Raw genomic sequence first — 11,915 nt, 5'->3', positions numbered from 1 at the left:
CCGATGACCCGGACGGCCACCCGGCGACCCGTCGAGCCGACGGCGGTACGACAGGTCGAGGCGCCGCCCCCGGTAGGGGGCCGGGGGCGGCGCCGCCTCCTCGACCAGGCTCGTGCCTACGCGTTCCTCCTCGGCGGGCTCATCTGCTTCGCCCTGTTCTCCTGGTACCCGGCGATCCGCGCGGTCGTGATCGCCTTCCAGAAGTACACGCCCGGCTCCCCGCCCGAGTGGGTCGGCACCGCCAACTTCACCCGCGTCTGGCACGACCCCGAGTTCACCGCCGCCTGGCGCAACACCCTCGTCTTCACCCTGCTGGCCCTGCTCATCGGCTTCGCGATCCCGTTCGTACTCGCCCTGGTCCTCAACGAGTTGAGGCACTGGAAAGCCTTCTTCAGGGTCGTCGTCTACCTCCCGGTGATGATCCCGCCGGTGGTCACCGCCCTCCTGTGGAAGTGGTTCTACGACCCGGGAGCAGGGCTTGCCAACGAGACACTCCGCTTCCTGCACCTGCCCACCTCGAACTGGTCCAACGGCACCGACACCGCCCTCATCTCCCTTGTCATCGTGGCCACTTGGGCCAATCTGGGCGGCACCGTCCTGATCTACCTGGCCGCACTCCAGTCCATCCCCGGAGAGCTGTACGAGGCCGCCGAGCTGGACGGCGCGAGCCTGCTGCAACGCGTCCGGTACGTGACGATCCCTCAGACCCGCTTCGTCATCCTGATGCTGATGCTCCTTCAGATCATCGCCACGATGCAGGTGTTCACCGAACCGTTCGTCATCACCGGCGGTGGACCGGAGAGCGCCACCGTCACCGTCCTCTACCTGATCTACAAATACGCCTTCCTCTACAACGACTTCGGCGGCGCCTGCGCGCTCAGCGTGATGCTCCTCGTGCTGCTCGGTGCCTTCTCCGCCGTGTATCTGCGACTGACCCGCTCCGGAGAGGACGACCTGTGACCACCCGCACGCTGCTCTCCCCGGCGGCGCTCGCCCGGCCGCGCGGAAAGGCCGTCTACTGGACGGTGTTCACGGGCGTCGTCGTGCTCTTCGCGCTGGCCTTCCTCTTCCCCGTCTACTGGATGGTCACCGGCGCCATGAAGTCGCCGGACGAGATCGCGCAGACCCCGCCCACGATCATCCCCAAGCACTGGCACCTCAGCGGCTACACCGACGCCTGGGACCTGATGCAGCTCCCGGAGCACCTGTGGAACACGGTCGTCCAGGCCGCCGGCGCCTGGGCGTTCCAGCTGGTCCTGTGCACGGCCGCCGCCTACGCCCTGTCCAAACTGAGGCCTGCCTTCGGCAAGTTGATCCTCGGCGGCATCCTGGCGACGCTGATGGTCCCGGCGCAGGCCCTGGTCGTACCGAAGTACCTGACCGCCGCCGACCTGCCGCTGATCCACACCAGCCTCCTGAACGACCCCCTGGGCATCTGGCTGCCGGCCGTCGCCAACGCCTTCAACCTCTACCTGCTCAAGCGGTTCTTCGACCAACTCCCGCGCGACGTCATGGAGGCCGCCGAGATCGACGGCGCCGGAAAACTCCGCATCCTGTGGTCCATCGTGCTGCCCATGTCCCGGCCCGTGCTCGGCGTCGTGTCGATCTTCGCGCTCGTCGCCGTGTGGCAGGACTTCCTGTGGCCGCTGATGGTCTTCTCCGACACCGACAAACAGCCCATCAGCGTGGCACTCGTCCAGCTGTCGCAGAACATCCAACTGACCGTGCTCATCGCCGCGATGGTGATCGCGAGCATCCCCATGGTCGCCATGTTCCTGGTCTTCCAGCGCCACATCATCGCCGGGATCGGCGCGGGCAGCACGAAGGGCTGACACCGCCCCTTCGACACCCCCGACAGAAAGGCCAGCACCGTGGGACAGCCCACCCCTGCCCAGAGCCACGACGACTGGTGGCGCTCCGCCGTCATCTACCAGGTCTACGTCCGCAGCTTCGCGGACGGCGACGGCGACGGCACCGGCGATCTCGCGGGCGTCCGCTCCAGACTGCCGTATCTCGCCGAACTCGGCGTGGACGCCCTGTGGTTCAACCCCTGGTATCTGTCACCGATGAAGGACGGCGGCTACGACGTCGCCGACTACCGCGCCATCGACCCGGCCTTCGGATCGCTCGCCGAGGCCGAGAAACTCATCGCTGAGGCACGGGAGTCGGGCATCCGCACGATCGTCGACATCGTGCCCAACCACGTCTCCGACCAGCATCCGTGGTTCCGGGCCGCCCTCGCCGGCGGCCCCGAACGCGAGCTGTTCCACTTCCGCCCGGGGCGCGGCGCACACGGTGAACTCCCGCCCAACGACTGGCCGTCCCAGTTCGCCGGCTCCACCGAACCCGTGTGGACCCGCCTCCCCGACGGCGACTGGTATCTCCACCTGTTCACCCCCGAGCAGCCCGACCTCAACTGGGCCCACCCGGCGGTGCGTCAGGAGCACGAGGACATCCTGCGCTTCTGGTTCGAGCGCGGAGTCTCAGGCGTCCGCATCGACTCGGCGGCGCTGCTCGCCAAGGACCCCGCACTGCCCGACTTCGTCGAGGGCCGCGACCCGAACCCCTTCGTCGACCGCGACGAACTCCACGGCATCTACCGCTCCTGGCGGGCCGTCGCCGACGAGTACGGCGCCGTCTTCGTCGGCGAGGTCTGGCTCCCCGACACCGAACGCTTCGCCCGCTACCTCCGCCCCGACGAACTGCACACCGCCTTCAACTTCTCCTTCCTGTCCTGCCCCTGGGACGCCGGGCGGCTGCGCACGTCGATCGACGAGACCCTCGCCGAGCACGCCCCTGTCGGCGCCCCCGCCACCTGGGTCCTGTGCAACCACGACGTGACCCGCACGGTCACCCGCTACGGCCGCGCCGACACCGGCTTCGACTTCGCCACCAAGGCCTTCGGCACCCCGACCGACCTCGCCCTCGGCACCCGGCGCGCCGGAGCGGCGGCGCTGCTGTCCCTGGCCCTGCCCGGAGTCGTCTACCTCTACCAGGGGGAGGAGCTGGGGCTGCCCGAGGTCGAGCTGCCGGTCGACCGCATACAGGATCCGATGTACCTCAGGTCGGGCGGTACCGACCCCGGCCGCGACGGCTGCCGGGTGCCGCTGCCCTGGGTGGCCGACGCGCCGTACGCGGGCTTCGGTGCGCGCGATGAACCGTGGCTGCCGCAGCCGGTCGGCTGGACATCGTATGCGGTCGACCGTCAGCAGCGGACGGTCGACTCCATGCTCGGCCTCTACCGCGAGGCGATCCGCCTCCGGCCGGCCTTCGGGGACGGCCCCCTCACCTGGCTGCCCGCACCCGAAGGTGTCCTGGCCTTCACCCGCACGGACGGTGCGGCGTGCGTGGTCAACCTGTCGGACGCGCCCGTCGACCTGCCGCCGAACCACCAACTCCTGCTTGTCAGTGGTCCCTTGGACGACCGGGGCCGCCTGCCCCAGGACACGGCTGCCTGGCTTCGCACCGGGTAGTCGTCACCCGCATGCGTGTTCAGTGAAGTGGAGGCGTATCGGACTTCGTGAGCCGGTCCTGGACCGGGAGAGTCCCGCGCTTCGCCGCCTGGATCTGCTCGTACACATGGGTCCGCAGTTCGGCGAAGCGCGGGGCGACCCGGGTGTGCAACTGGTCGCGCTCCACGGGCAGATCGACCTTCAGCTGCTCCTGCACGACGGTCGGGGACGCGGACAGGACGACCACGCGCTCGCCCAAGTAGACGGCCTCGTCGATGTCGTGCGTGACGAACAGGATCGTGATCCCGCGCTCTCGCCACAACCCCCGTACCAGGTCCTCCAGGTCGGCGCGGGTCTGCGCGTCGACCGCCGCGAACGGCTCGTCCATCAGCAGGACTTGGGGCTCGTAGGCCAACGCGCGCGCGATCGCGACCCGCTGCTGCATACCGCCGGACAGCTGCCACGGATACGCCCCCGCGGCCTCCGCCAGCCCCACCGACTCCAGCGCGTCCGCGACCAGCTCGCGCCTGCGCGCCTTGCTCAAGTCCTTCTGCTTCAAGGGGAGTTCGACGTTCTCGCCGACCCGCATCCAGGGGAAGAGGCTGCGCCCGTACTCCTGGAACACGAACGCCATCCCGGGCGGCGGACCGCTCACCTTCCGTCCGCCCAGCAGGACTTCGCCCGAGGTCGGGGTGAGCAGTCCGCCCATGCACTTCAGCAGGGTCGTCTTGCCGCAGCCCGACGGGCCGACGAGACAGACGAGTTCGCCGGCGTCGACGGTGAAGGTGAGGTCCCGCACCGCCTCCACCCGGCGGCCGGAACCCTCGTAGACCTTGTGGAGGCCGCGTACGTCGAGCATGGACCGCCCTTTCACGATGCTCACGGGGACCGGCGGGTGACGGCGCGCAGGCCGTGGTACCAGCCGAGCGCCCGCCGCTCGACCATCCGGAAGACGACGGAGAGCAGGAATCCCAGCATCCCGAGGACGAGGATGCCGGTCCACATGTCGGGGATGGCGAAGCTGCGTTGGAACTGCACGATGGTGAAGCCCAGTCCGTCGGTGGCCGCGAACATCTCGCTGATGACCATGAGGATGATCCCGATGGACAGCGCCTGGCGCAGTCCCGCGAAGATCTGCGGGCTCGCCGAGCGCAGCACCAGCGTGCGCAGCCGCGTGACGCCCGTGACGCCGTAGGAGAGGGCCGTCTCCTTCATCACCGGGTCTACCGCACGGACGCCCTCGACCGTGTTGAGGAGGATCGGCCAGACGCAGCCGCTCGCGATGACGACGATCTTCATCGTGTCGCCGATGCCCGCGAACAGCATGATGACCGGGACCAGGACCGGCGGGGGCACCGCGCGGAGGAACTCCAATGCCGGTTCGCACACCGCGCGCACCCGCCGGTACGAGCCGATCACCGTGCCGAGCGCGACGCCGACGACGGCCGCCGTGGCGTAACCTGCCGTGAGCCGAAGGACGCTGGGCAGGACGTCCGTCTTCAGGCGGTCGCCCGTCCATACGTCCGGGAAGGTCTTCAGGATCGTGCGCAGGGGCGGCCAGTACACGGTGGTGCTGCCGTCCGATGCCAGCCACCACACGCCGACCAGTACGGCCGGCAGCGCGAGCGCGTACAGCAGCCGGATCAGGGTTCGTCTCACACCGTCACCTCCCCGCGCACCGACTGGTGCCAGGCCAGCGCCCGCCGCTCCACCGCACGTGCGCCCACGTTGATGAGCAGCCCCAGCAGACCGGTCACCACGATCAGCGCGTACATCTCCGGTACGGCCTGTGAGGACTGGGCGACCGCGATCGTCGCGCCCAACCCCGGTGCCCCGATGACCAGTTCGGCGGTGATGGTGAGGATCAGCGCGACGGCCGCCGCCAGCCGCACGCCCGTCATGACGTACGGCAGCGCGCTGGGCCACAGCACGTGCCGGACCCGGGCCCAGGTGCCGAGACCGTACGACCGTGCCGTCTCCTCGGCGACCGGGTCGACGTCCTGGACGCCGTAGAGGACCTGGATGAGGATCTGCCAGAACGAGGCGTAGACGACGAGCAGGAGCACCGACCGGAGTTCGGTGCCGTACAACAGCACCGCGAGGGGGATGAGGGCGACCGAGGGGATCGGGCGGAGGAACTCGATCGTCGAGGCCGTCGCCTCGCGGAGGTGCGGGACGACGGAGAGCAGGACGCCGGCGACGATGCCCGCGCCGACGGCGATCGCGAGGCCGAAGGCCCAGCCGGTGAGGGTGTCGCCGAGGGCCGACCAGAAGGCGCCGTCCTTGAGCTGGTCCCAGAACGCGGACGCGATGCGGCTGGTCGGCGGGAAGTAGGCCTCCTTGACGATGCCGACGCGCGGCACGGCCTCGCCGAGGGCGAGGAAGGCCGCGAGTCCGGCCGCGCCGAGTGCGGTGTTCAGTCCTTTCACGGGAGCAGCGTGTTCAGGTCGGGGGTCTTCTTGAAGAGGCCGTCGCTCTCGCTCAGCTTCTCCAGCGCCTCGATCGACGAACGGTTGGGATCGGCGGGCCACTTGGGCAGGATCACCTTGGCCAGCACGCTCGACGGAACCTTGGTGTAGGTGGCGACGATCCGGCGGACCTCGTCCGGATGGGCGTCGGCGTAGGCCAGCGACTCGGCGGTGGCCTCCTGGAACTTCTTGACCACGTCCGGGTTCTTGGCCGCGTACGCCGTCGACGTGAAGTACATGGCGACGGTGAGGTTCGGCGCGACGTCGACCAGCGGCCAGGCGATCTGGGTGGCGCCCTGGCCGAGCATGGTGGTGAGCGCGGGTTCGACGGCCATAGCGGCATCGATCCGGCCCTTGTCGAGCGCGGCCGGCATCTGGTCGAAGGCCAGCTCGACGAACTTCACCTTGTCCGGGTCGCCGCCGGCCTTGCGGACGGATTCGCGCACGGCCGTCTCGTTGATGTTCTTCAGCGTGTTGACCGCGACCTTCTTGCCCTCCAACTCCCGCGCCGACTTCAGGGTGCTGCCCTTCTTGACGACGAGGGCGCCGAAGTCCTTGCCCGACACGCCCGTTGAGGCGACACCGTTGGCGATGGCCTTCACCGGTACGTCATTGCTCTGGGCGAGCATCAGCGAGGTCATGTTGGAGAAGCCGAACTGGAACTGGCCGCTCACCACACCAGGCACGATGGCCGCGCCGCCCTGTGCGAGGGTCATGGTCAGCTTGAGGCCGTGCTTGGCGTAGAAGCCCTGCTTCTGGCCGAGATAGAGCGGGGCGACATCGACGATGGGGATGACCCCCACCTTGACCGTGGTGGTCCCGGTGGACGAACTGGTCTGGTCCGACGCTCCGTTGCCGGACGAACCGCAGGCCGACGCGGCGACCAGCACTGTTCCGGCCGCGAGGCCGACGAGCAGACGACGCATGGCGACTCCTGTGCAGACGACGTTGTTCCGACAGGCTGTGCGCAGACCGCACAGTGGTGCTCACTGGGTGTTGAGCGGGAACGTAGGGCCCCTGCACGGCCAGGTCAAGGCTGATGGTCACAATATTGTTGACAGTTATCGAAGTGCGCTCTTGGCGTGTCCGGGGATCGCGTCGGGGCGCACCCGGCGATCACAGATCCAGCACGAGCCGCTTCCCCAGGCAGCGCGAGACGCAGATGAGCATCGTCTCGCCGGCCGCCCGTTCCTCCTCGCTGAGCACCGAGTCCCGGTGGTCCGGGGTGCCTTCGAGGACATCGGTCTCGCACGTCCCGCAGGTGCCCTCGGTGCACGAGAAGAGCACCTCGACACCGGCGGCGCGCACGGTGTCGAGCACGGACACACCCACCGGCACGGTGACCGTCTTGCCGCTCTGCTCCAGCACGACCTCGAACTCGCTGTCCGCGCCCGCCTCTTGGGCCTTGGGCTGGAACCGCTCCACGTGCAGGACGCCGCCCGGACACCGCGCCTCGACCGCGTCGAGCAGGGGCCCCGGACCACAGCAGTACACGAGGGTGCCTTCGGGTACCTCGTCCAGCACCGACGGCAGGTCGAGCAGCCCGACCTCGTCCTGCGGAGCGACGGTGACTCGGTCGCCGTAGCGGCTCAACTCCTCCGTGAACGCGAGGGAGTTGCGGGTGCGACCGCCGTAGAGCAGGCTCCACTCCGCGCCCGTCGCCTCCGCCGCGGCCAGCATCGGGAGGATGGGCGTGATGCCGATGCCGCCCGCGACGAAGCGGTAGCGGGGGGCGGGCTCCAGCCGGAAGTGGTTGCGCGGGCCGCGCACCCGTACCTTGTCGCCCTGCCCCAACTGCTCGTGCACATAAGCCGATCCGCCCCGGCCGTCCGGTTCCCGCAGTACCGCGATCCGCCATGCCGTACGGTCCGCCGGGTCGCCGCACAGCGAGTACTGGCGCTCCAGGTCCGGGCCGAGCACGACGTCGATGTGGGCGCCGGGCTCCCACTCCGGGAGTTGCTCGCCGAGCGGATGGCGCAGGGTGAGGGCGAGGACGCCGTCGGCCGCGAACTCCCGCCGGTCGACGACGAGTTCGGCTTCGTAGGCGTTCATGAGCTGTTTCCTTGCGGCTCGTCGGGCGCGTGGCCGCGGGGGTGGGCGAGCATCCACTCCCACATCTCGACCGGGTCCTGAGAGGTGTGCTCGCGGCCGCAGTGGCAGGTGCCGTGCAGGACGTCGGTCCCCGGCAGCCAGTCGACGCGGTAGACCTCGCCGGTCGGAGCGGTCACTGGACCCTCTCCACGGGCTTGGCGCCCTCCTCGACCAGCCGGGCGAGGATACGGCGGGCGGCGAGACCACCGGTGTCGATGTTGATGCTCAGCTCCTGGTAGCCGCCGCGCTCCGAACCCAGCGTCTTCTGAAGGAGGTTGAGCGCGTCCACGTCCTGCATCACGACCGTGTGGTTGTTGCCCCGCAGGAACTCGGTGACCTCGGCGTCGTCCGTGGCCCAGTCGCGCGAGACCGCCCAGAAGTCGTACACCTTGCCGTCCGAGGAGGGCGTGATGGCGTAGGTGATCTCGGTGTGGAAGCCGTTCGGGTCGCTGCCGTCCGCCTCGGGGAGTACGCCGACCGGGGCGATGCGGCTGTGCAGCAGATAGAGGCAGGGCGCGTGGTACTCGATGTCCTGCCAGCGGGTGATCCGCCCCTGGATCCCGGTGGACCTGGCGTAGAACGGCGGGCACTCGGCGTCGGCCATGTGCCGGCTCACCCGTACGACGCCGGCGCCCTCGTCGACCTCCGTGGTGATCGGTGTCTCGGCGACCTCGGGGGAGCCGATGTAACCGCCGTGCAGATACGTCTCGTGGGAGAGGTCGAGGAGGTTGTCGACGAGGAGGCCGTAGTCGGCGTCGATCGGTTCCATGCCGCTGACGGTGACCCAGTCGGGGGAGGCGAGGTGCGGGGCCCGGGGGATGACCTGCGGGTCCGCGAGCGCGGGGTCGCCGATCCACACCCAGACCAGCGCGTCCTGCTCGACCACCGGATAGGAGGCGACGCGGGCGGTGCGGGGGATGCGTTTCTGCCCCGGCACGTACACGCAGGTGCCCGTCGTGTCGTAGGTGAAGCCGTGGTAGCCGCACACGATCCGGTCCCCGTCGAGCCGGCTCTCGGAGAGCGGGAACCGCCGGTGCACACACCGGTCGTGCAGTGCCACGGGGGTGCCGTCGTCCTCGGTGCGGTAGAAGACGAGGGGTTCGCCGAGGATGGTACGGCCGAGCAGGTCGCGGCCGACCTCGTGGCTGTAGGCGGCGACGTACCACTGGTTCCTGGCGAAGGCGGTCGTGTGCGGCATGGCGTTCGGCTCCCGTCGTTGGGTCGTGACGACATCGTCGGGACGGGCTCCGGGGGTGCGCAAGACGGCTTCCGTGTCACGGAAGACCGGATGGAAAGTGGCAGGTGAGAACCATGGAAGCGGGGCCCGGTGTCGATTTCCGTCGGAAGGGATGACGGCAGCCATGCCTTGGGCTTGGGCTGCGGCCCGCTGCCGGTACGCGACCGGCGGTTTGCGAGGTATGGCCTTGGTGGTGCAACTCTGGTGATCCTCTGGCGGCATATGGCTGGTACAGCGGCAGAATTCGCAATGGTGCTTTCCCGAACTCCTCAGCGGCGCCGCAGGGCGTAGGTGTTCCAGAGTTCGCCGGCGAAGAAGCGGCCGAAGCGGGTGAGTGCCGCGGTGCCGTGCGGGCCCGTGGTGCGGAACGTGGTGAGCAGACGGGCGAGATCGGTGGCGCCGAGATGCGCCGTCCCCGTGCCCAGGCCGGCGCCGGTCCCGCCCGGTTCGTGGACGTGTCCGTCCAGGACGCGGAAGGTCAGCCTGGTCGTGTCGGTCCACAGGCGGGCCGGGGTGCCGGGGACCAGGTCCTTGCGGCCGGCGAAGGTGAGGGGGTGATCGTCGGCGTCGGTGAAGTGGAGCCGGTAGCGCATCGTGCGGTGGCCGTCCTCGAACAGGCGGACGCTGCCGTGCAGGACGGGGCGGCGTCCGCCGAAGGAGGGGCTGTCGATCCAGCCGTCGGCGCGCGCCTCGTGGTCCGGTTCGTCCAGGAAGGCGTCCACGTCGTCGGCCGTGACGGTGAGCCGGAACGCGAACGGTTCGGTCCGGGATCCGTCCGCACCGGGTGCGTAGCGTCCGCGCAGTTCCTCCGTGAACTGGAGAGAGGTGTGGCGGGGGTACGTGCGGTGCGCGACGGCCCGTGGAGTGGCGGGCCGGTCCTCCAGCAGTCGGGTGCACATACGGTCGGCCAGGGCCGCGATGGTGAGGGCCGGGTTGGGGCCCACCGGGCCGGGCAGCGCCGCCCCGTCCGCGACGTACAGGCCCGGGTGGCCGAAGACCTCGCCGTACGGATCGCAGACCCCGGTGCCGGGATGCCGGCCGACGGGGGCACCGCCGAGCGGGTGCACCGTGAGGACGCGGCCCCGGTGCCAGAGCGGATGGTCGGCGTATCCGCCGCCGAGCGTGCCGGCGATCTGCCGCATGAGGGTGCGCGTCCGCTCGAACTGGGCCGCGCTGCCGCCCTTCACCGTCCAGGTGCTGTCCAACCGGCCGCCCCGCATGCGCAGTTCGCCGTCCGGCACGTCTCGGCCCATCGCGAGCAGCGGCAGGGACGTACCGGTGAACACGCCGTCGCCGAGGAGCTCGGCGAACGCGCCCGAGAGGCTGGGGTCCGGGGTGAGGGAGATCCGGTCGAGCAGCCTCCCGGCCAGGAAGCGGGCGGCCCGGGAGACTCCCTGCGGTGCGTGAGCGCCTTCGACGAGCCACTCCACGAAACCCGGGTATCCCGCGTCCTGGACGTACCCTCCGCGCCCCGCGCCCGGTACGCCGTCCAGTTCGTCGGGCAGCCGGACGGAGCTGGTGATGACCGGACCGCGGCTGGGACGCATCGGCCGGGGCTCGTCGCCCCGCCTGGCCCGGAGCACGAACGCGAGGTGGTCGCCGTTCGTCGAGAACCGGCTGCCGATCGCCGGGCTCAGACCGGGCAGGTTCCGGCGGGAACGCAGCAGCAGCGAGACCGTGTTGTAGGTGCCGGCGGCGAGGACCAGACGGTCGCAGCTGATGGTGTGGAGCGTTCCGGAGGCACGGGGTGATCCGGAAGTGCGGGGTGATCCGGACGTGACTCCTCCGTCCTCGCGGCGGGCGTCCGGATCACCCCATTCCCTTCCCCCATCGCCATCTGGTACGGGTATTCCGTCTATTCCGTCTATTCCGTGTACGACGTAGTCCACCGCGTATCCGCCTCGTGCGAGGGCCCGCACCGCGCGCACCTCGTGCCCGGTGCGCAGGTCGGCACCGTGCCGCCGTGCCGCCGACAGATAGGTGTGGTCGAGGCTGTTCTTGGCACCGTCGTTGCAGCCGAGGTTGCACTCACCGCACAGCCGGCAGGTACGGCGGCGGACACCGTGCAGGTTGCCCGGGTCGGTGTCGGCCATCGGCAGTCCGGGCTCGGGCTCGGCGCCCGGTTCCGGGGCGAAGCTGATCGCGAGCGGCGGCCGCTGCGCCGTCAGCCCCAGCCGCTCGGCCGCTTCACGCATCGCGTGCGCCCGGGGCGTGTCCCGGTAGCCGGGGCGGTCGAGCGGGTACGGGACCGGGCGGAGCATCCGCTCGACCTCGTCGTAGTGCGGGTCGAGTTCGGCGCGGCCGACGGGCCAGGCCTCGAAGCCGCCGCCGGGCAGCGGCTGTTCGTCGACGAACCAGCGCTCGTCCTTGCGCAGCAGCACACTCGAATAGATGAGCGATCCGCCGCCCAGTCCGCTGGCGACGACGGAGTCGAAGGCGCGGAAGCTCCACACGTCGAACAGGCCGTGCAGGCCTGCCCGCGGGTCCCAGAACGCCCGGCCGAGTTCGGCCGGGGAACGCGCGAAACCGCCGGGCGGGTAGGCGCGTCCGCGTTCCAGCAGGACCACCCGCTGTCCGGCCGCGGCCAGCCGGTACGCGGCCACGGAGCCGCCGAATCCCGAGCCGACGACGACGGTTGCGACGTGTTCGGCGTGCGACTCCGTCATC

General features: G+C 70.0%; 11 protein-coding genes. 3 read left to right on the top strand and 8 right to left on the bottom strand.

Annotated elements, in window-relative coordinates; translation table 11 throughout:
- The first annotated feature begins 3 nt into the window (after window positions 1-3).
- Genes ACIQBL_RS13400 through ACIQBL_RS13390 form a run of 3 tightly spaced genes read left to right on the top strand, consistent with a single transcriptional unit; the run spans window position 4 to window position 3,473 of the window.
- On the top strand, window positions 4-960 hold the full coding sequence (locus ACIQBL_RS13400; RefSeq protein WP_401940470.1) for a carbohydrate ABC transporter permease: 957 nt from the start codon (window positions 4-6) through the stop codon (window positions 958-960).
- Entirely contained in the window at window positions 957-1,832 is an 876-nt protein-coding gene (locus ACIQBL_RS13395; protein WP_401940468.1) for a carbohydrate ABC transporter permease, read from the top strand. Before ACIQBL_RS13400 ends, ACIQBL_RS13395 begins: the two co-directional genes overlap by 4 nt.
- A 39-nt stretch (window positions 1,833-1,871) precedes the next feature.
- Complete coding sequence (locus ACIQBL_RS13390) at window positions 1,872-3,473, top strand: glycoside hydrolase family 13 protein (protein WP_401940466.1); 1,602 nt, start codon at window positions 1,872-1,874, stop codon at window positions 3,471-3,473.
- A 19-nt stretch (window positions 3,474-3,492) separates the two neighbouring features.
- On the opposite strand, the gene ACIQBL_RS13385 is transcribed toward ACIQBL_RS13390, so the two are convergent.
- From ACIQBL_RS13385 to ACIQBL_RS13350, 8 genes are all read right to left on the bottom strand, one after another.
- Complete coding sequence (locus ACIQBL_RS13385; protein WP_401940464.1) at window positions 3,493-4,311, bottom strand: ABC transporter ATP-binding protein; 819 nt, start codon at window positions 4,309-4,311, stop codon at window positions 3,493-3,495.
- A 20-nt stretch (window positions 4,312-4,331) separates the two neighbouring features.
- Complete coding sequence (locus ACIQBL_RS13380; RefSeq protein WP_401940462.1) at window positions 4,332-5,111, bottom strand: ABC transporter permease; 780 nt, start codon at window positions 5,109-5,111, stop codon at window positions 4,332-4,334.
- Window positions 5,108-5,881: an ABC transporter permease gene (locus ACIQBL_RS13375; protein ID WP_401940460.1), complete on the bottom strand. Its 774-nt coding sequence runs from the start codon at window positions 5,879-5,881 to the stop codon at window positions 5,108-5,110. The genes ACIQBL_RS13380 and ACIQBL_RS13375 overlap by 4 nt, the downstream gene beginning before the upstream one ends.
- Window positions 5,878-6,846: an ABC transporter substrate-binding protein gene (locus tag ACIQBL_RS13370; protein ID WP_401940457.1), complete on the bottom strand. Its 969-nt coding sequence runs from the start codon at window positions 6,844-6,846 to the stop codon at window positions 5,878-5,880. The genes ACIQBL_RS13375 and ACIQBL_RS13370 overlap by 4 nt, the downstream gene beginning before the upstream one ends.
- 190 nt (window positions 6,847-7,036) lie before the next feature.
- The gene (locus ACIQBL_RS13365) at window positions 7,037-7,972 is read right to left on the bottom strand and encodes a PDR/VanB family oxidoreductase (protein WP_401940454.1); all 936 of its coding nucleotides are present in this window, start codon (window positions 7,970-7,972) and stop codon (window positions 7,037-7,039) included.
- Window positions 7,969-8,148 (bottom strand): hypothetical protein, encoded by a 180-nt coding sequence (locus ACIQBL_RS13360; protein WP_401940453.1) that lies wholly within the window; start codon window positions 8,146-8,148, stop codon window positions 7,969-7,971. The genes ACIQBL_RS13365 and ACIQBL_RS13360 overlap by 4 nt, the downstream gene beginning before the upstream one ends.
- Entirely contained in the window at window positions 8,145-9,209 is a 1,065-nt protein-coding gene (locus tag ACIQBL_RS13355) for a Rieske 2Fe-2S domain-containing protein (RefSeq protein WP_401940451.1), read from the bottom strand. The genes ACIQBL_RS13360 and ACIQBL_RS13355 overlap by 4 nt, the downstream gene beginning before the upstream one ends.
- A gap of 308 nt (window positions 9,210-9,517) precedes the next feature.
- Window positions 9,518-11,914 carry a GMC oxidoreductase gene (locus ACIQBL_RS13350; RefSeq protein WP_401940448.1) on the bottom strand — a complete coding sequence of 799 codons (2,397 nt, stop codon included), beginning with the start codon at window positions 11,912-11,914 and terminating at the stop codon, window positions 9,518-9,520.
- Window position 11,915: the final 1 nt, after the last annotated feature.

It is taken from the genome of Streptomyces sp. NPDC088350, assembly GCF_044753545.1.
Taxonomy (GTDB): Bacteria; Actinomycetota; Actinomycetes; order Streptomycetales; family Streptomycetaceae; genus Streptomyces.
The sequence above is the reverse complement of the archived record's forward strand: the minus strand, read 5'-3'. Positions and strand labels throughout refer to the sequence as shown.

Bases quoted from the DNA above. Each gene is read 5' to 3' on its own strand.
- ACIQBL_RS13355 (WP_401940451.1), bottom strand. From the start codon at position 9,209: ATGCCGCACACGACCGCCTTCGCCAGGAACCAGTGGTACGTCGCCGCC.
- ACIQBL_RS13370 (WP_401940457.1), bottom strand. From the start codon at position 6,846: ATGCGTCGTCTGCTCGTCGGCCTCGCGGCCGGAACAGTGCTGGTCGCC.
- ACIQBL_RS13350 (WP_401940448.1), bottom strand. From the start codon at position 11,914: ATGACGGAGTCGCACGCCGAACACGTCGCAACCGTCGTCGTCGGCTCG.
- ACIQBL_RS13400 (WP_401940470.1), top strand. From the start codon at position 4: ATGACCCGGACGGCCACCCGGCGACCCGTCGAGCCGACGGCGGTACGA.
- ACIQBL_RS13385 (WP_401940464.1), bottom strand. From the start codon at position 4,311: ATGCTCGACGTACGCGGCCTCCACAAGGTCTACGAGGGTTCCGGCCGC.
- ACIQBL_RS13365 (WP_401940454.1), bottom strand. From the start codon at position 7,972: ATGAACGCCTACGAAGCCGAACTCGTCGTCGACCGGCGGGAGTTCGCG.